General features: G+C 64.3%; 17 protein-coding genes. 8 read left to right on the plus strand and 9 right to left on the minus strand.

Translation table 11 applies throughout. The annotated features are described in order from the left end of the window. Positions 1 to 62: 62 nt before the first annotated feature. On the minus strand, positions 63 to 905 hold the full coding sequence (locus P0D68_RS06895; RefSeq protein WP_007175711.1) for an AAA family ATPase: 843 nt from the start codon (positions 903 to 905) through the stop codon (positions 63 to 65). 460 nt (positions 906 to 1,365) lie between these two features. On the opposite strand from P0D68_RS06895, the gene P0D68_RS06900 reads away from it, so the two are divergent. Both P0D68_RS06900 and P0D68_RS06905 read left to right on the plus strand, forming a co-directional pair. Next, positions 1,366 to 1,734 carry a c-type cytochrome gene (locus tag P0D68_RS06900; RefSeq protein ID WP_007175710.1) on the plus strand — a complete coding sequence of 123 codons (369 nt, stop codon included), beginning with the start codon at positions 1,366 to 1,368 and terminating at the stop codon, positions 1,732 to 1,734. A 58-nt stretch (positions 1,735 to 1,792) separates the two neighbouring features. Continuing rightward, positions 1,793 to 2,176 carry a c-type cytochrome gene (locus tag P0D68_RS06905; RefSeq protein WP_095420040.1) on the plus strand — a complete coding sequence of 128 codons (384 nt, stop codon included), beginning with the start codon at positions 1,793 to 1,795 and terminating at the stop codon, positions 2,174 to 2,176. 129 nt (positions 2,177 to 2,305) lie between these two features. On the opposite strand, the gene P0D68_RS06910 is transcribed toward P0D68_RS06905, so the two are convergent. The 3 genes from P0D68_RS06910 to rsxB all read right to left on the minus strand — a co-directional run bounded on the left by P0D68_RS06910 (position 2,306) and on the right by rsxB (position 4,397). Then, the gene (locus P0D68_RS06910) at positions 2,306 to 2,740 is read right to left on the minus strand and encodes a DUF1841 family protein (protein ID WP_035551992.1); all 435 of its coding nucleotides are present in this window, start codon (positions 2,738 to 2,740) and stop codon (positions 2,306 to 2,308) included. Positions 2,741 to 2,893: 153 nt separating this feature from the next. Continuing rightward, a complete protein-coding gene (gene nth, locus P0D68_RS06915) occupies positions 2,894 to 3,538 on the minus strand; it encodes an endonuclease III (RefSeq protein ID WP_091796126.1) in 645 nt (214 codons plus the stop codon). A 19-nt stretch (positions 3,539 to 3,557) separates the two neighbouring features. Next, positions 3,558 to 4,397: an electron transport complex subunit RsxB gene (gene rsxB, locus P0D68_RS06920; protein ID WP_408297147.1), complete on the minus strand. Its 840-nt coding sequence runs from the start codon at positions 4,395 to 4,397 to the stop codon at positions 3,558 to 3,560. Between the two features lie 225 nt (positions 4,398 to 4,622). Between rsxB and P0D68_RS06925 the strand changes: the two genes are divergently transcribed. Continuing rightward, a complete protein-coding gene (locus P0D68_RS06925) occupies positions 4,623 to 5,255 on the plus strand; it encodes a TetR/AcrR family transcriptional regulator (protein ID WP_012432273.1) in 633 nt (210 codons plus the stop codon). A gap of 97 nt (positions 5,256 to 5,352) precedes the next feature. Here the strand turns inward: P0D68_RS06925 and P0D68_RS06930 are convergent, their stop codons facing one another. Further along, positions 5,353 to 6,630, minus strand: a complete 1,278-nt coding sequence (locus P0D68_RS06930; protein ID WP_408183348.1) for a polyhydroxyalkanoate depolymerase — start codon at positions 6,628 to 6,630, stop codon at positions 5,353 to 5,355. A gap of 180 nt (positions 6,631 to 6,810) precedes the next feature. Further along, complete coding sequence (locus P0D68_RS06935; protein ID WP_408297145.1) at positions 6,811 to 8,691, minus strand: glycoside hydrolase family 15 protein; 1,881 nt, start codon at positions 8,689 to 8,691, stop codon at positions 6,811 to 6,813. A 228-nt stretch (positions 8,692 to 8,919) separates the two neighbouring features. Here P0D68_RS06935 and P0D68_RS06940 point away from each other — a divergent pair, with 228 nt between their 5' ends. After that, positions 8,920 to 9,165 carry a hypothetical protein gene (locus tag P0D68_RS06940; protein WP_408297502.1) on the plus strand — a complete coding sequence of 82 codons (246 nt, stop codon included), beginning with the start codon at positions 8,920 to 8,922 and terminating at the stop codon, positions 9,163 to 9,165. Between the two features lie 230 nt (positions 9,166 to 9,395). Here P0D68_RS06940 and P0D68_RS06945 read toward each other — a convergent pair whose 3' ends face one another. Next, entirely contained in the window at positions 9,396 to 9,548 is a 153-nt protein-coding gene (locus P0D68_RS06945; RefSeq protein ID WP_007175701.1) for a DUF3096 domain-containing protein, read from the minus strand. Between the two features lie 231 nt (positions 9,549 to 9,779). On the opposite strand from P0D68_RS06945, the gene P0D68_RS06950 reads away from it, so the two are divergent. Beyond that, a complete protein-coding gene (locus P0D68_RS06950; RefSeq protein WP_408297143.1) occupies positions 9,780 to 11,072 on the plus strand; it encodes a lactonase family protein in 1,293 nt (430 codons plus the stop codon). A 121-nt stretch (positions 11,073 to 11,193) separates the two neighbouring features. Here P0D68_RS06950 and P0D68_RS06955 read toward each other — a convergent pair whose 3' ends face one another. Beyond that, positions 11,194 to 15,750 (minus strand): DNA translocase FtsK, encoded by a 4,557-nt coding sequence (locus P0D68_RS06955; RefSeq protein ID WP_408468178.1) that lies wholly within the window; start codon positions 15,748 to 15,750, stop codon positions 11,194 to 11,196. A 260-nt stretch (positions 15,751 to 16,010) separates the two neighbouring features. After that, the gene (locus tag P0D68_RS06960) at positions 16,011 to 16,562 is read right to left on the minus strand and encodes an META domain-containing protein (RefSeq protein WP_408183354.1); all 552 of its coding nucleotides are present in this window, start codon (positions 16,560 to 16,562) and stop codon (positions 16,011 to 16,013) included. A gap of 274 nt (positions 16,563 to 16,836) precedes the next feature. Here P0D68_RS06960 and purT point away from each other — a divergent pair, with 274 nt between their 5' ends. The 3 genes from purT to P0D68_RS06975 all read left to right on the plus strand — a co-directional run bounded on the left by purT (position 16,837) and on the right by P0D68_RS06975 (position 18,867). Beyond that, a complete protein-coding gene (purT, locus tag P0D68_RS06965; protein ID WP_408183356.1) occupies positions 16,837 to 18,051 on the plus strand; it encodes a formate-dependent phosphoribosylglycinamide formyltransferase in 1,215 nt (404 codons plus the stop codon). Positions 18,052 to 18,181: 130 nt separating this feature from the next. Beyond that, entirely contained in the window at positions 18,182 to 18,394 is a 213-nt protein-coding gene (locus tag P0D68_RS06970) for a DUF6726 family protein (RefSeq protein WP_091800697.1), read from the plus strand. Between the two features lie 104 nt (positions 18,395 to 18,498). Further along, positions 18,499 to 18,867: an MliC family protein gene (locus P0D68_RS06975; protein ID WP_408297141.1), complete on the plus strand. Its 369-nt coding sequence runs from the start codon at positions 18,499 to 18,501 to the stop codon at positions 18,865 to 18,867. Positions 18,868 to 18,916: the final 49 nt, after the last annotated feature.

The following is an 18,916-nucleotide window of genomic DNA, read 5'->3' on the forward strand; positions in this document are numbered from 1 at the left end:
CGGCCTCGCGGCGACTGCCCGGCGCCCGATCAATGATCAACCGACGCTCAGTCGACGATCTTTCAACGGTTATTGCGGTTCATGAAGATCAGCCGCTCGAACAGGCTCACATCCTGCTCGTTCTTCAGGAGCGCACCGTGCAGCGGCGGAATGATCTGCTTCTGGTCGGACGAGCGCAGCGCTTCGGGCGGAATGTCTTCGGCGAGCAGCAGCTTGAGCCAGTCGAGCAGTTCCGAGGTGGACGGCTTCTTCTTCAATCCGGCGACGTTGCGCAACTCGAAAAAGCTCTGCATGGCGGCCGCGAGCAGTTCCTTCTTGATGCCGGGATAGTGAACCTCGACGATCTGCTGCATGGTGACCGGGTCGGGGAACTTGATGTAGTGGAAGAAGCAGCGGCGCAAGAACGCGTCGGGCAATTCCTTCTCGTTGTTCGAGGTGATGATCACGAGCGGGCGCTGTTTCGCGCGGATCAGCTCGTGCGTCTCGTACACGTAAAACTCCATGCGGTCGAGCTCACGCAGCAGGTCGTTCGGGAATTCGATGTCGGCCTTGTCGATCTCGTCGATCAGCAGCACCGTTTGCTCCTCCGATTCGAACGACTGCCACAACACGCCCTTGACGATGTAGTTGCGAATGTCCTTGACGCGTTCGTCGCCGAGCTGCGAATCGCGCAGGCGCGAGACCGCGTCGTACTCGTACAGACCCTGCTGCGCCTTGGTGGTGGACTTGATGTGCCACTGCAGGAGCGGCATGCCGAGCGCCGCGGCGACCTCTTCGGCGAGCATGGTTTTGCCCGTGCCGGGTTCGCCTTTGATCAGCAACGGGCGCTTGAGCGTCATCGCGGCGTTGACCGCGAGCTTGAGGTCGTCGGTGGCGACGTACTGCGATGAGCCTTCGAAACGCATGGCGAGATGCTCTTTTTCGGGGAAAAATCCCAGTATAAGTCAGAAGACCTGTTGGCCTGAAACCGGCTCGCGTAAGGTGTCACCCGCGGTGTCGCAGCGTGAAGCAAGGGTGCGCGCGGCGCGTGCGAGCGGCCCGGACGCTCGCCCGGCGGGCCCGGTGGGCGGGCGCGCCGGGCGGGTCGGGTGGGTGCGGCGGCGAATGCCGTGGCGAATTGGTGCGCCGCTTCGGCATGCGAAGGCGGCCGCCACGCGGCGCCGGTCAGGCGCGGCGGAGCAAAGCGGCGCTAGGCGTGGTTTTGAGCCTGCCGGATGGGCCGCCGGCCCCGCGCGGTGGACGTTTGCCGCGGCGTCGCGGTACAATTAGCCCGATTTTTTTGGCCTGCGTGGCTACCCTATAAGAATAACGGCGCGGGCCGTTGCCTTTTGGTCGCCCGTTTCCCCTCAAGCCAGGTTACATGCTATGAATAAATTCGTTGGCAAACACGTCGTGATCGCAGCGCTGTCGGTGCTCGCGGGCTATGCGGCCAGTGCGCAGGCAGCGGATGTCGTCGGCAACGCTAAGGCGGGCCAAGGCAAGGTCGCGATGTGTATCGGCTGCCACGGCATCCCTGAATACCGCACGGCTTACCCTGAGGTCTACCGCGTGCCGATGCTCGGCGGCCAGAATCAGGCGTACCTCGAAAACGCCCTGCATGGCTACAAGAAGGGCGACCGCCATTTCGAAACGATGCGCGCCATTACCGCGTCGCTGTCGGACCAGGACATCGCCGACATCGCTGCTTATTACGCAGCGCAAAATTCCTCTTCGAAAAGCAATCCCGACAAGTGATCGGCTGCGGTCATCCATCCAGTCACTCGGCTATTAAATTCGCGGGATAGGAGAATTCATGAATAAGCCCCAACAGGCACTCCACACGGTGTTCAAGGCTGCATGCGCGTCGGCGGCAGTGATCGGTCTGGTTGCAGCGAACCTCGCGCACGCCGCGGACGCCGGCAACGGCAAGGTGCTGGCGGACAGCCACAACTGCGCGGCTTGCCACGGCGTGAACCTGAACAAGCCGGTGAGCCCGGAATATCCGAAGCTCGCCGGTCAGCATTCCGATTACGTGTACTGGTCGTTGCGCCAATACCAGATGGGCAACGGCAACCCGCACTTCGGTCGCAACAACGCGATCATGCAGGCGCAGGTGCAAAGCCTGTCGCAAAGCGACATGAAAGACATCGCAGCCTATGTCGAATCGCTGAACGGCGATCTGGTGCAGAAGAAGTAAGCGAGTCGCGTGGTTTGCGCGCGGCTTTTAGATTGAACAACACCCCGCCTCGGCGGGGTGTTGTGCTTTTGGAGGGGTGATTCGTGTGCGCGGTGTTGCGCGTCCGGTATTGCGCGTTCGGCGCCGGTCTCAGTCGCGCGTGGCGCGCCGCTCGATGCGTTGAAGATACGCGTCCGTGTCCGGCGGCGTGCCGGTGCGCTGCGCTTCCCAGATGGTTTCGCCGAGGCAGTCCATGATGGCGTGCTGTGCCTCGTGGGTCGAGCCGAGGCGCGCGGCGAGCCGCTCGTGCGCTGCGCGAATGCCGGGCGGCTGATCGATCGACAACTGTTCGGTGATGGCCAGATGCATCGACAGATGCAGGAACGGGTTGGTCTGGCCGCGCTCGGGCGAGTAGTCCTGCGCCTGGGCGGCGTCGCCGTCGGTCAGGTCGGCGTGATATTCGGGATGCTCGACGATCCAGTCGGCGGCGATTGCCTCCAGCGGCGTGAGAATTTCGCCTTGACGCTGCTTGCGCCAGGTGTCGGTGAAGAAGAGGCGGACTTCGTCGCGGCTAGGATTGAACATCGTGGGACCGGTGCGTGGAGTTGGGGCGTGTAGCGTAAGTCGTTGAAGCGTCAGCCTATGAAGCCAACGAGGCAGGCCATTATTTTACGCCGCGCCGCCGCGGGCTGCTGGGGCGCCCCACGCCGCCGTGCCGCCATGCCGGGCGGGCGACGCTCACAGGTCCGGCGCCGGTGTTTTCGGACGGAACTCGCACAGCGGTTCGATCACGCAATGCCAGCATTCCGGCCGGCGCGCCTTGCAGACATAACGGCCGTGCAGGATCAGCCAGTGGTGCGCATCCTGCCTGAATTCGGCGGGGGTGAATTTCTCCAATGCCGCCTCGACTGCGCGAACGTCTTTGCCCGGTGCAAGACCGGTTCGATTCGCAACCCGAAAGATGTGCGTGTCGACCGCGATGGTCGGATGACCGAACGCCGTGTTCAGAATCACATTGGCCGTTTTCCGGCCGACGCCCGGCAGACTTTCGAGCGCTTCGCGATCCTCGGGCACTTCGCCGCCATACTGGTCGAGCAGAATACGGCAGGTGGCAATGACGTTCTTCGCCTTGGTGCGATAGAGGCCAATGGTCTTGATGTAGCCGGCCACGCCTTCTTCTCCGAGATCGAAAACCTGCTGCGGCGTGTTCGCGACCGGAAACATCTTGCGCATGGCTTTGTTGACCGACACGTCGGTGGCCTGCGCGGACAACAGCACGGCGATCAGCAGTTCGAACGGAGTGGTGTACTCGAGTTCGGTTGTGGGGTGCGGATTGAGACTCTGAAGCGTCTCGTAGATGGCGCGGCGTTTGTTCGCGTTCATGCTCGGCGTGAAGGTGCGGTTAGCGCTTGTCGGACGGCGTGCCGGTGTCGTCGCCGGCGAGTCCGAGACGGCGGCGGCGTGCTTCGGCGGCGTCGATCTGGGCCTGAACGTCGGCGCTCACCTGTTCGGTGTTCAGCGGACCCTGGCCCTTGGCGGCCAATTCTTCCTTTTTCTTGCGGGCACGTTCGAGCGCGGCCTGGATGATCGCGCGTTTCTTTGCTTCGGCGTCTTCCGCCGCGGGCGCGGACGGTGGCACTGCAGCGCCGGCTTGCGTTGTTTCGCTAACCTGAGCAGCCGGGCTGCTGCCTGTGCGCCGCGCTGCGGCACGTGCCTCGGCGGCCTCACGTTCGCGGGCGAGACGCGCTTCACGCCGGTCATGGCGTTCGCGCGCGGCGTCGGCCTGGGCCTGGCTCCACGCGTCCCAACCGGTTGCGTTGCCGGTCACGGGCGGTAGCGCGATACAGTCGACCGGGCAGGGCGGCACGCACAGATCACAGCCGGTGCAAAGCTCTGCGATGACCGTATGCATCTGTTTCGGTGCGCCAACTATTGCATCGACTGGACACGCCTGCATGCACAACGTGCAGCCGATGCAAACTTGTTCGTCGATAACCGCCAACGGACGTGGCCGTTCGACGCCATTGGCGGAATTGAGCGGAATCACCGGTTTGCCGAGCAATGCGGCGAGCCGGGCGATGCCTTCGGCGCCACCCGGCGGACACTGGTTGTAATTGGCCTCGCCGCTCGCCACGGCTTCGGCATAGGGGCGGCATGCGGGGTAACCGCACTTGGTGCATTGCGTCTGGGGGAGCAGATCTTCAATGCGATCTGCGAGTGTTTTGATTTCTGTCACGGTCACGACGTGGGGCTTTTGGCTTGCGGCCGCACAGCTTGAACTAAATAGCACATTATCGCCGATTTCCCCAATTGCCATCCGCAATCCATGTGCCATAATCGAAGCGCTTTTTCGAAAGACCGCAGAAGGGTGTTCCCCCAACCAGCCCGTTCAGTGCTGTCGGTGCAAGGCCCGAGGAGAGGCCGGCGGCGCGATCCGGATAACGCGGCTCACGAAGACGATGCCACCATGAATCAGCCGAAAATCAAAAGAGATCCTGAAGGCACACGGCGCCGCATTCTGCTCGCGGCGGCCGAAGAGTTTGCAAATGGTGGGCTATTCGGCGCGCGCGTCGATCAGATCGCCCGCCGCGCGGAAACGAATGAACGCATGCTCTATTACTACTTCGGTAGCAAGGAGCAGCTTTTCACTGCCGTACTCGAGCACGCGTTCAGCGCGCTCAATGAAGCGGAGCGCACGCTCGAACTCAACGGCATCGCTCCGGTGGAGGCCATTACGCGTCTTGCGCATTTTGTTTGGGATTACTACCGCGATCATCCCGAGTTGCTGCGTCTCATCAACAACGAGAATCTGCACGAAGCACGCTACATGCAGAAGTCCACGCGCATCCGCGAAATGATCTCGCCGATCGTCGCCACGCTTGGCGGCATTCTCGAGCGTGGCCAACGCGCGGGGCTGTTTCGCACCAATGTCGACCCGCTGCGTTTCTATGTCACGCTGTCCGGCATGGGCTACTACATTGTGTCGAATCGCTTCACGCTCGAAGCCACGCTCGGGCGCGATTTCAGCAGCGCAAGCGAGCGCAGTGAAGTGATTCAGATGAACACCGAGTTGCTGCTCGCGTATCTGTTGCGCAAGTAGGCTGCAGCGTCAATCGCGGGTGGAGGCTTCGGGATCCTCATAAACGACAACGGCCTCCGAAGAGGCCGTTGTTGCCGACTGGCTGTGCGTACGCCGCTCAGGCTTCGACTCTTTCCTTCGCGACCTTCGTCACCTTGTTGTGCTCGAGGATGAAGTCGCGCAACTGCGGATAAATGATGGTGCGCCAACGGCGTCCCGAGAAAATGCCGTAGTGGCCGCACTTTTCCGCGGTGAAGTGACGCTTGTTTGCTTCCGGAATGCCCGTGCACAGTTCGTGCGCGGCATAGGTCTGGCCGTCGCCGGAAATATCGTCGAGCTCGCCTTCAATCGTGAAGAGCGCGGTCTTCGTGATGTCCTGCGGTTTCACCCGTTCGCCGGAGACGTCCCACGTGCCCTCGGCGAGGCTGAACTCCTGGAACACCACGCGTATCGTGTCGAGATAGTAGTCCGCGTCCATGTCGAGCACCGCGTTGTACTCGTCGTAGAAGCGGCGGTGTGCTTCCGCGTCGTCTTCGTCGCCGCGCAGCAGGCTTTGATAGAAGTCCCAGTGCGACGCCGCGTGACGTTCCGGATTCATTGCCACAAAACCGGTGTGCTGCAGAAAGCCCGGGTAAACCTTGCGGCCCACGCCCGGATAATTCGGCGGGACCGTGAAGATCACGTTGTTCTCGAACCATTCATACGAATGCTGCGTGGCAAGCGAGTTGACCGAGGTCGGGCTCTTGCGCGCGTCGATCGGGCCACCCATCATGGTCATGGTGCGCGGCGTGTCTTCGCCGCGGCTCGCCAGCAGCGAAATGGCGGCGAGCACGGGCACGGTCGGCTGACACACGGAGATCACATGCAGATTCTTCGCGCCGATGTGGCGGATGAATTCCTGAATGTAGGCGACGTAGTCGTCCAGATGAAATTCGCCGGCCTCGAGCGGCACCATGCGCGCGTCGATCCAGTCGGTCAGGTAGACCTTGTGGTCTTGCAGCAACGTGCGCACGGTGTCGCGCAGCAGCGTGGCGTGGTGTCCTGACAACGGTGCGCAAACCAGCACGACCGGCTCATCTTTCAATTGGGTAACAGCGTCGCTGTCGTCCGCGAAACGCTTGAAGCGCATCAGGCGGCAAAACGGCTTCTCGATGATCGTCTGCTCGATGATCGGGATGTTGTGACCGTCTTTAACAATCTGATGAAGATTGAACTCGGGTTTTTCGTAATCTTTACCCAGCCGGTAGAGTAATTCGTACCCGGCGGAGAGGCGCGTGGCGCCCGGCACATAGGCCAAGGGGCTGGCGGGATTCGCGAAGGATTTGGAGGCGGCCTGAGCCCAGGCGGTGAGGGGGCTCAACATAGCCCGCTGGAATTCGTGCAGTTGGTAGAGCATGGGTGCTCCGTTTTAAGCGGTTCGCATGGGGCTTCGCAAACACGCGCAGGGCGTTGCGGCAGGCCAATTTGTTTGTGGGCACATTGTTTTTCGGCCGACAGTCTGATCGATCATATCGAACTAAGCGCAATTGTGCAATGCAGCAATTCGCGTGCAGCTGCCACGCAAACTGTCATTAAATCATGCTACTGGCGATGTTGCCGTGCCGCTATCGGGGCTTGCCGCAACATCAAGTTCTGTCTCTCCTGTGCCGTTATGGGGAGGTTGCCCTGTCGCCTGCGCCATCGCCTGTTCGTGCTTCATCAGGTTCAGGCCGGTATGCACGAGGGCCACATGCGAAAACGCCTGCGGAAAGTTGCCCACCAGGCGCTGCGCACCCGGATCGTACTCTTCCGCGAGCAAACCGACATCGTTGCAGAGCGCGAGCAGCCGTTCGTACATGGCGATCGCTTCGTCGAGGCGGCCTTGCAGCGCGAGGTTGTCCACCATCCAGAACGAACACGCGAGAAACGTGCCTTCTCCTGGCGGCAGGCCGTCGTCGTATTCGGTGGTGCGATAGCGCATGACGAAACCGTCATGCATCAGGTCCTTCTCGATGGCCGCCACGGTGCCTTTGACGCGCGGATCTTGCGGCCGCAGAAAGCCCACCAGCGGCATCAACAGCACGCTCGCATCGAGCTGGTCGGTGCCGTAGGACTGCGAAAACGCGTTGAGCGCGGGATTCCATGCCTTTTCGCAGACTTCCGCATGGATTTGCTCGCGGGTGGCGCGCCATTCGTCGAGCGGGCCGTCGAGCTTGAACATTTCCGCCGAGCGGATGGCACGGTCGTAGGCGACCCATGCCATCACCTTCGAGAAGGTGAAATGCTGGCGGCCGCCGCGCGTTTCCCAGATGCCTTCGTCGGGTTCCCGCCAGATCGTGTCGAGGTGGGAGAGCAGCGCGCGCTGCACGTTCCACGCCGTGTCGTCCGCCTGCAGGCCGCCGACCCGCGCGAGATGCAGCGCATTCATCACTTCGCCATAGACGTCGAGCTGGCGTTGGCCGACCGCGTTATTGCCGACCCGCACCGGTTTTGCGTCCTGATAGCCCGGCAGCCAGTCGAGTTCGAACTCGGGCAAACGCCGCTCGCCCGCGATGCCATACATGATCTGCAACTGGTCCGGCGCCCCGGCCATGACGCGGCCAAGCCAGGAGCGCCACGCGCGGGCTTCGTCGAAGTAGCCGCCGCGCATCATGGCGAGCAGCGTGATCGTGGCGTCGCGCAGCCAGCAATAGCGGTAGTCCCAGTTGCGGGTGCCGCCGAGTTGCTCCGGCAGCGAAGTCGTGGGCGCGGCGACGATACCGCCGGTCGGCTCGTAGGCGAGCGCCTTGAGCGTGATCAGCGAGCGGCGGATCGGCTCGGCCCAGCGTCCTTCGACCGTGCTGCGCGCCGACCATTCGAGCCAGTGGTTCTCGGTGCGCGCAAGTGACGTATGCGGGTCGCGCGCCGGCGGAATGCGTAGATGCGAGGGCGAATAAGCCATTGAGAACGGCACCCGCTCGCCTTCGCTGACGGTGAATTCGGCGACCGTCTTCATGTCTTCGCCGCGCAACGCGACCGGTGTGCGCAACACGGCGGTATCGGGCCCGACGATCGCCTTGATGCCGCTGTCGTGCTTGAGGCGGTCGACCCACGGAATCGAGAAACCATAATCGAAGCGCAGCACGAGTTCCATCTTCATGCGCACCGTGCCGCGTTGGCCGACGACGATCCGCACCAGTTCCGACCAGCCATTGCCCGGCGGCATGAAATCGACCAGCGTGACGGCGCCCTCGGGCGTCTCGAAATGGGTTTCGAGAATCAGTGTTTCGCCGCGATAGCGGCGGGTGACGGTGGGCGGCGTGTCCGAGACCGGTGAGATCAGCCAGCGTCCGTTGCCGGGCGTGCCGAGCAGCGCGGCGAAGCAGGCGCCGGAATCGAAGCGCGGCCAGCAGAGCCAGTCGACGGAACCTTCGCGGGAGATGAGCGCGGCCGTGTGGCCGTCGCCGACGAGCGCATAGTCTTCGATGTGTGCGGGCATGGGGAGCGGAGTCAGTATGGCGCGCGGCAAGGAGCGCCGCGCGTGTCGTTGTTGTTACCCGACTCGCGCGATGCGCTTTGGTTCACCGCACATTGCCGCGAAACGCGAGTTGGTAATCTGTCAAACGAATGCCTACAATCAGATTTCATGCCGACGCCCGGAGCATTCCGGATGATGGACCGGCCCCGCCCATGGCGCATACAGACGCCGTTTCCGAGGACCAAAGCTATGCCGAACCCGTCGAAATCCGATTGCATCACGATTCTCTCGGCCGCCAGCGAGCTTGCCGACGATTCGTTGTTGCCGCTCGATCACGGCCGGCTGGGCCTGAGCCGCAACGGCATGCTGGCAGCCGCCGCCTTTCTGGTCGAACGGGCCTGCTTCCGGCGTTATCAGGAAGGCGATGGCAATTATGCCGTGGGCGCTCTTTCGTTGCAGGGACGTCTGCGCCTCGACCAGCTTTCGAACGGCTGACCGCAGGCCTTCTTGGTCGGCGCGCCGCAGTAACCGCAATCTGATCGCGCTTGCGGCGAGGGTACACCGCTTCGCCGCGCCGCCGCGTTTTATCGCTTCCCTCGATTTCACGTCCCCCGCGTACGTGGCGTTGCGTCACGCCTTGTGTGCGCACGCGAAGCGGAACGGCACCGGGCCGTGACTGCGCCCGGTCGTGCGTCTCATGCATGCGCAGCGGGTGCCGCCCGGCTTCAGAAGTGCGAAGACCCCACGCCGAAGATCCCAATGATGCCGATGATGATCAGATAGAGCGCGACGATGTAGTTCAACAGGCGCGGCATGACGAGAATCAGAATACCGGCGATCAACGAAACCAGCGGGCCCAAACTGAGTGTGACGTTCATGAAGACTCCGTAGAGTGAGACGCGATTGAAAAAATGCCCCGTCAGGCGGGACAATGGTTACCCATGCTGCGGCTCTCGGTTCCACTGGATACCGCCAGCCGCATTAACAGCATGATCCGACACAACGCTTTTATACTTCTTTCGATAAGAACAACGCTCGACCGATGGCGCGGCAGACCAGAGACACTCTTACAACCGGTTCAACCCAATAACGAATGAACAGGAGGTCATATGCTTCGTCGTCACCGGGCCGCGACGCGTGCCGTTGCAGGTTCTCACCTGCCTGCTGCTAATGGCATTTCACAACGCGCGGGGCAAGCTGCTCCGTCGCGCTCCGCCCGCTCGATAATAAAAGGTTTCGCGCTCATGGTCTCGATTGTTGCTTCGCACGCGTTTGCGCAAGATTCCGGCCCGGTTCCCGCCGACGGTGTCTACGACATGCTGGTCGGCACGTACACCGGCGCCAGGAGTGAAGGCTTGTACGTCTATCGCTTCGACACGAAGACGGGCGAAGCGACGCGCGTCTCGGTCGCGCCGACGGTCAATCCGTCGTATCTCGTGGTGAGCCGCGACCGCCGTTTCGTCTACGCGGTCAACGAACTGCCCGGTGACAATGGCCCGGCCTCCCAGCGCGGCGACATCAGCGCGTTTCGATTCGACGCCGCGAGCGGCCAGCTGACGTTCCTCAACAAGGTGTCGGCGGACGGCAATGATCCGTGCTATCTGAGCCTCTCGCCGGACGGCAAATATCTGCTGACCGCGAACTACTCAGTGGCAGCCGACCCGGGCGGCAGTTTCGCCGTGTTTCCGTTGCAGGCCGACGGCCAGGTCGGCGCGTCCGTGCTCACGGTGCATCACGAAGGCGGTGGTCCGGTGAAAGGCCGCCAGGACAATTCGCACGTTCACTCCACCGTGTTCTCGCCGGACGGCCACTATCTGTTCGCGCAGGATCTCGGCGCGGACAAGCTGTACTCGTACCGCTACACGCCTGATGGCAGCCGCGGCCTGTTCGGCCCGACCGACTGGCGCTACACCCAGGAGAAAGCGGGCACGGGGCCGCGCCATCTGGTGTTCGGCGCGGACGGCAAGCACGCGTATCTGACCAGCGAACTGGCCGCCACGGTCAGCACGTTCAATTACGACGGCGGCAAGCTCACGCAGGTGCAGACCGTGCCGCTGACCGAGCCGGGCTTCAAGGGCGCGGTAGGCGCGGCGGCGATTCATCTGTCGCCGGACGGGCGCTTTCTGTATGCCACCAATCGCGGCGACGCGAACGAGATCGTGATCTTTTCGGTGGACCCGACCAACGGGCATCTCAAGAAGATCGGGCATCAATCGAGCCTCGGCAAATCGCCGCGCGAATTCGCGATCGATCCGACTGGCAACTGGCTGATCGTCGGCAATCAGAATAGCGATACCGTGTATGTGTTCAAGCGCGATCAACAGAGCGGTTTGCTCGAAGCGAATCCGAAGCACTTCGAGCTGGGATCGCCGGTGGATTTCAAACTGGTCTCGCCGTCGTAAGCGATGACGACGCGTGTGATTTGACTATGCGCGCTGAATAAAAAATGCGGCCGCTTGTTGTTCAAGCGGCCGCATTTTTTTTGCGGCTGGCTTTACGCGAGCGATGGCCCGCGATAGTGGTTCACTCCGCCGGCCCGGGCGCCAGCACTTCACGGCTACCGTTGATGCCCATGGCGGACACGAGGCCCGCCGTTTCCATCTGTTCGACGAGACGCGCCGCGCGGTTATAACCGATGCGCAACTGGCGCTGCACCGAGGAGATCGACGCACGCCGCGTGCGCACCACGAAGGCGACCGCCTCGTCGTACAGCGGATCGGCCTCCGCGTCCGGCGATTCGCCGAACAGGTCTTGCGCTGCGCCGCCTTCGGTGGCCGGGCCGTCGAGAATGCCTTCTTCGTACTGCGGTTCGCCGAACTGCTTCAGATACTCGACGATCCGATGCACTTCCTCGTCGGCGACGAACGCGCCGTGCACCCGTTGCGGGTAGCCCGTGCCGGGCGGCAGGAACAGCATGTCGCCCTGGCCCAGCAGCGACTCGGCGCCCATCTGATCGAGAATCGTGCGCGAGTCGATCTTCGACGATACCTGGAACGCCACGCGCGTCGGAATGTTCGCCTTGATGAGGCCGGTGATCACGTCCACCGAAGGACGCTGCGTCGCCAGGATCAGGTGGATGCCGGCAGCGCGCGCCTTCTGCGCGAGCCGCGCGATCAGTTCTTCGATCTTCTTGCCGGCCACCATCATCAGGTCGGCCAGCTCGTCGATCACGACCACGATCAGCGGCAGCGGCGCGAGCGGTTCGGGCGCTTCCGGCGTCAGCGAGAACGGGTTGCCGAGCTTCTTGCCCTTGGCTTCGGTGTCGCGGATTTTCTGGTTGAAGCCGGCCAGATTGCGCACGCCGACCGCGGACATCAGGCGGTAGCGCTTTTCCATTTCGCCGACGCACCAGTTCAGCGCGTTGGCGGCCAGCTTCATGTCGGTGACGACCGGCGCGAGCAGATGCGGAATGCCTTCGTAGACCGATAGCTCCAGCATCTTCGGATCGATCATGATGAGGCGTACTTCCTCGGGCGTCGCCTTGAAGAGCAGCGAGCAGATCATCGCGTTGATCGCCACCGACTTGCCCGAACCGGTCGTGCCCGCGACCAGCATGTGCGGCGCCTTCGCCAGATCGGCGACCACCGGATGGCCGGTGATGTCCTTGCCCATGGCGAGCGTCAACTGGGAATGCGAGTTCTGGTAGACGCTGGCTTCGAGGATCTCGGACAGGCGGATGGTCTGGCGCTTGGCGTTCGGCAATTCCAGACCCATGCAGGTCTTGCCGGGAATCGTCTCGACCACGCGGATGGATGTCAGGCCGAGGCCACGTGACAGATCCTTCATCAAGCCGACGATCTGACTGCCGCGCACGCCAAGCGCCGGCTCGACTTCGAAGCGCGTGATGACCGGCCCGGCCGACGCGCCGACAACGGTCACCGGCACCTTGAATTCCTGCAGACGCTGTTCGATCAGCAGGCCGGTTTCGATGAGCTTTTCTTCGGAGACCGGTTCGACGTCGATGTCTGCGGGCGCGAGCAGGTCGAGCGTGGGCAGTTCGACCATCGATGCCGCGGGTGCGCGGAACTCGAAGCCGTTGGTGGGGCTGTGGCCGCGCAGCGGCGGGCGTTGGACGGCGGGTTCGGCGGGCCCGGTGGATGCGGGCGCGGTTGTGGTCGGTGCAGCGGGGGGTGTTGCGTCGAGTGGCATTGCGTCGAGCGGTGCTGCCGCGAGCGGTGCGGATGCCGCCGGCGCGAAGGTGGCCTCGTCGACGCGGTCTTCCACGGCGACCGGTTCGTCGGCAACGACATCGGATGCCACGGGCGCGGCGTGAACCGCGAAGCCCGGAAAGCGAACCACGTTCGATGCCTGCGCCACGATGGTGGGTGGCGGCTCTGCGGCTGCTGTGTTGTCGGCGTATGCGGTGGCCGGCGACTCCGACGCGTGCGGCACGATGCTTTGCGGCAGCATTGCGGCCGATGCGTTTGCAACGTGTTCGGTGGTCGGCAATTCCGACGCATGCGACGCTACGTTGAGTGGCGGCATTGCTGCGGTTATGTTTGCAGCGTGCGTGCTGGTTGACGCGTCCGATGCCTGGGTCGCGTCCGGCAGAGCAGGGGAGTTCACTGCCTCCATTTGGACCGGCGCGGCAGATTCGTCAAGGCGCGCTCCGCTCAGCGACGGCATGACGTCATGCATCGCCACGGCTTCACTCGACGCGGCAACGCTAGCGACAGCCGGCCCGCTCGACGACGAAGCCGCGTGTTGCGCCAGGACGGCATCGAGTTCGGCTTCCCAAGGCGCGAGGGTTTTATCGAACACGACGGAAGCGACCGGGGCATACGCCGGCACAGCGGATGGCGGCTCGATGACCGGTGCGGCTGCTTTAACGTGTTCGGTGGCCGCGGATGTAGTTGGCTGCCCGGCAACCTCAGATGCGATGACTTCTGAATGATCCGCCGGCTGGCTAGGCGTTTGCGCGACTTCAGCTGTCGGGCTCGCGTGGCTGTCGGCGTGAGGTGCCAGCTGCGCTGAGTCGTCTTCGAGCGGCGGTTCGCCCGCGTGAGCTTCGCTGGCTTGCAACTGCGCCGCGAAGATCTGAAACGGCGTAGGTGTAGCAACCGATGGCACATACTGCGACGCAGGCGCAGGCGCAGGCGCAGGCGCAGGTGCAGGTGCAGGTGCAGGTGCAGGTGCAGGTGCAGGTGCAGGTGCAGGTGCAGGTGCAGGTGCAGGTGCAGGTGCAGGTGCAGGTGCAGGTGCAGGTGCAGGTGCAGCCGCAGCCGCAGCCGCAGCCGCAGCCGCAGCCGCAGCCGCAGCCGCAGCCGGAGCCGCAGCCGCAGCCGCAGCCGGAGCCGCAAACACAGGCTCGACTACGGGCGCCGCCGTCAACGGTCGTTGAATGATCGGTGGCTCGATCGGCCATTGCACGACGGGCTCGTGCCTGACCTCCAGCGGCACTTCGATCGCGGTTTCCGTGCGCGTCGTTTCGATCGGCGCTTTTACCGAGTCGTCAGCCGATGCACTTTCCACAACGTCGAACGAAGGCACAGCCTCGTCCGGCGTCAATGGCATCAAAGGCGTCTCGAGTACCTCCGCTCGCGCCACATCCCCGCCCGATGGCCGAACCTCGAACGACCCCAACGCGTCCGGCGCGCTCGTGACTTTCGGGGCGTCCGCGCTGCTGCTGCGCGCGAGGCTCACCCCGGCAAGGTCGGTCCAGCGGGCGGCGTTTTCAGCAATGCTGCGAAGCGTCTCCTGCACACTCGGGGGTGGCGTGACTTTCTGCGTCGTGGGCATAGGCCGCGTGAAGCTGGGCGGCGCCCGACGCGTTTCCGACGCCGGCATGTCGTCGCCTGAACGCGGGGCGGCCGGGAAAGCCTGCCGGGGCGCCGCGGCGCGATTGACCGAAGCCGCCGGGGCAGAGGTGCCTTGGGCCGCCACCGACGGACGACCCGCGCCGATGGTTGTGTTGCCCACGGACCCCGCAGTCGAGTGCGAGGCCGCGCCGGGGACGCCGCGCGCCGTTGCCGTCGCGTGCGTCGATGTCTGAGCCACTCTGGTTGGCACAGCCGCGCGGCCCGCGGCACCTGCCGCGCCCGCCGCAGCTGCACCACCCACAGTACGTGCCGCACTCGCAGTGCCTGTCGCGGCTGCCGAAGTTGCACCCACTGTACCCACTGCACCAGCCGCAGCCGCACCCGGAGCGAAGGCCGCACCTGCCGCAAGGCCGGCACCGAACCCTGACGATCCGACGGCCCGCTGCTCGCCAGCCGATCGACGTCCAACCTGCGATGCGCTGTCGCGAGCCGCGGCACCGGATGCACCCGATCCGGCGACCGAATCCTCCGCCGGCGCAGCCATGCGTGATCCGGAGTCGCGCAACCAGCCGGTCGGTGCGACCGGCTCGGCCGGCATCCACGCGGCTTTGTCCGGGTTGAGTGATCGCGTTTGCATCGGTACATGGCGCGGCGATGTCGTCGCTGCGCCCGTGCGCAGCACCGGCTCGGACTGCGTCTGACCGCGCGGCGCCGCCGCCCCGCTGCGCCAGCTCGCGCCGGCGCCACGCGCCGACGCATCCTTGCCCGCGGCAGCCGCAGCGGCGCCCGCGGCCGCGTCGCGCCCGCGCGCGGGCGGCCGCCACACCGTGGGGCGCGCGTAACGTCCATTGGTTTTCGGCGCCATCGTATTGGTGGCCGGCGAAACGTGCGACGGCACACCGTCGTCGATACTGCGATGACGGCGTGCTTCCTCGTCGCGTTTGGCAAGGCCGCGCGACAGGCCGAGGCCGAACGCGCCGTCGGCCCATGCGGCGAAGTCGCGCCAGCGGAAATCGATCAGCCAGGGCAGGCTGATCAGCAGCAGCGCGAGCGCCGCGAGAGGCGTGCCGATATGCCCAAGCAGATGACCGAAGCCCGCGGCCAGCGCATGGCCGAAGCCATTCACACCGGCCACGCCGATCAGCGACGCCTCGAGTGTGCAGCTCGCCACCAGCACGCAGACGAAGCCGAGCCAAAGCCGGATCGTGCCGGGGCCGCGCAAGCCTGCGCCGCCCGGCAGCGCGGACTTCACGAGACGCCACACAAGAGGAATGAACCAGACGGCTGACCCGCCGAACCAGCCGAAAACTACCGTTTGCATACTAGACATCAACGAATGACGGACGCGCGCAAACGCAATCCGTCGAGTTTAAACCGGCGAAGCCCGACGCTTCGAAGGCAGACGCAAGTATGCTTGCGTCCCATTGGAAAGCAGACCGGCGCGCGGCCTGCCGTCGGTGAAAAACAACGGCTGTCGGGACAGCCTTCACCCTTCATGCGGACCGTTCCGACCGTGGCGCGCGCCGCAGGCCGGTTGGCCAGTCAGCGTGCCTTCCTCTCGTCCGGCGATCCGCGCCCCGCTCATTTCGTGCTGCTGTCGAAGGTCAGCGTGTCGCCGTTGTCGAGCACCAGTTGCATCTGCTGCGGCGCGCGCATCTGCACGCCGGTGCGATCGATATGCGTCAGCGCATTGAGATACGCGCCCTCGATCTGTCCGCCCGGCGTCATGCACGCCATGCGCGTGCCGCCCAGCGTGCCGAAGCTCAGCTTGCCGTCTTTCAGCGCATACGAGCCCATATAGCGGTTGCAACCGGAAAAGCCGCTGGCGTGCCGTTGACCGGTCGAGGTGGACAACGTGAGCGTAATCGGCGCACCCTGGTTCGCGGACGGAATCGCGCGTACGGTGCCGTCAGCCTGTTTCCAGGCGCTCAGCACCCAGCTGGTGTCGTCGAGCAATTGCGCGGCGGCGGGGTTGAATGGATCGGGCGCGGCGGCTTCCGAGTCGGGATGTTTCGGGATCGCGCAGGCGCTCAACAGCGCGGCGACGCTCAACGCGGCGATGGCGGTGCGCAGATGCGGGGTGAAATACGGGGCAAAGCGCGCAACACGTCGCGCGGAGGAGCTTTGGAGCATGGCGTCGTTCCTCTTCAAACTGGCGAAGGCGTAAGGGTAACGCACTAAGCTCGCCGCACGCGAGAGCATTGGCGTGCCACGAGCTTATTCAGCGCGCCGTGGCGGCCTTGCACGCCGCCGTTGTGCGCAGGTTGTGCGCAAGTCATGCGCAGTCGTTGCCCGTCACGCGCGGATCAGGATGTGGCCGCCGCGAGCAAGGTGCGGCGAGGGGCCCGCATGTTAACATCGTGCTCTACCCAATCCCACCCTCATCCGACTTTTATCTGGAGACCTCATGCAGATCGGCCAACGGATCGGCACGCCCCTTTCTGAATCCGCCACGCGTGTCATGCTGCTCGGCGCCGGCGAGCTCGGCAAGGAAGTGATCATCGCGTTGCAACGGCTGGGCGTCGAAGTGATCGCCGTCGACCGTTACCCGAACGCGCCGGGTCATCAGGTCGCGCACCGCGCGCACGTGATCGACATGACGGATCGCGCCGCGTTGCGCGCGCTGGTCGAACAGGAGCGCCCGCATCTGATCGTCCCCGAGATCGAGGCGATCGCGACCGACGAACTCGCCGCTATCGAGGCCGACGCGCTCGCCGAAGTGATCCCAACGGCGCGCGCCACGCAGCTCACCATGAACCGCGAAGGCATCCGCCGTCTGGCCGCCGAGGAACTCGGCCTGCCGACCTCGCCGTACGCCTTCGCCGACTCGCTCGACGAATTGCGCGCGGGCATCGCCAAGGTCGGCTATCCGTGCGTGGTGAAGCCGGTCATGTCGTCGTCGGGCAAGGGGCAGTCGGTGCTGCGCAGCGACGCCGACGTCGAACCCGCATGGCAATACGCCATGGCCGGCGGCCGGGTGAACCACGGCCGCGTGATCGTTGAAGGCTTTATCGACTTCGAATACGAAATCACGCAGTTGACCGTGCGCGCCATCGACCCGGCGAGCGGTGAAGTCAGCACGTATTTCTGCGACCCGATCGGCCACGTGCAGGTGGCGGGCGATTACGTCGAATCGTGGCAGCCGCAGCCCATGAGCCCGCTCGCGCTCGAACGTTCGCGTGAAGTGGCGCACAAGGTCACGGCCGCGCTCGGCGGGCGAGGTTTGTTCGGCGTGGAACTTTTCGTGCGCGGCGATGACGTATGGTTTTCGGAAGTGAGTCCGCGTCCGCACGACACCGGTCTCGTCACGCTGTGCTCGCAGCGCTTTTCGGAATTCGAATTGCACGCGCGCGCGATCCTCGGTTTGCCGGTGGATACGTCGCTGCGGGCGCCGGGTGCGTCGGCGGTGATTTACGGCGGCCTCGACGAGACCGGTATTGCTTTCGAAGGTGTCGCCGCGGCGTTGGCGGTGCCGAATTCGGACCTGCGCCTGTTCGGCAAGCCGGAGAGTTTCGTCAAGCGCCGCATGGGCGTGGCGCTCGCCACGGGCGACACGACCGACGAAGCACGCTCGCGTGCGAAGCAGGCTGCGGCGGCGGTGCGGCCGGTGTCGGCGAAGTAAGTGCCGGCGGGGCGCGCTCGGCATGGTTGTGACGAACCGCCACGCGCCGCTGGTTTCGCGCGGCCGGCATAATCGGCGCGCGCAATCTGAAATGATTGGGCTCGTCGAGCTCATCGACGTTGAGGTACGTATGGCGCTGGAAATCGGCAACAACACGCGGCGCGGGGTGGCCGGCCGTCTCGGCACACTCGGCGTGCTGTTCGCGCTGTGTGCCGGTTTGACGGGGTGCGGTCTCGCGGCCGCGCCGTGCCGGATCGCTTCGGCCGGCTTGAAGATCGTGCCGGTGGTCGGGCACGTGGCCGCCGCGCCGACCGATGCGTGCGCCGACGTGATCGATCCATGATCGATTCGCGTCGACTGTCCTGAGCCGCAGCCACGAGGCGCGGCATACCTGGGGCTTGCCTGGCATCGCCCGTGTTTGACTGGCAGCAACGATCGAGGCTTCCCATGAAGAGATGGCTGGTTGCGTTAACCACGGCGGCGGGACTCGCGGCGTCATATGGCATTGCATGTGCCGCGCCGTTGCAGTTTTCAGAGATTCGGGCGAAAAACCGTCAGACCCACAAATACACCTGTGCGACCGGCAAGATCCTGCAGGTCACCTACTGGAACACGGCGAACGGCCAGAGCTTCGCGCTCGTGCCGGTGAAGGGCAAAGCGCTGCTGTTCGTCAACACCATGTCGGCCTCCGGCGCGAAATATCAGGCCGGCAGCTATACCTGGTGGACCAAGGGCCCGCGCGCCGACCTGTACGACGCCATGGACGGCGAAAACGCGCCGCCCATGCTGTCGGACTGCGTCACCATCAATCGCTAGGCATGCGGCGGCGGGTTATCCCAACTGCGCCGCTGATTGCCTCATCATG

Origin of the sequence: Paraburkholderia sp. RL17-380-BIE-A (genome assembly GCF_046028085.1) — a bacterium.
GTDB lineage: Bacteria > Pseudomonadota > Gammaproteobacteria > Burkholderiales > Burkholderiaceae > Paraburkholderia.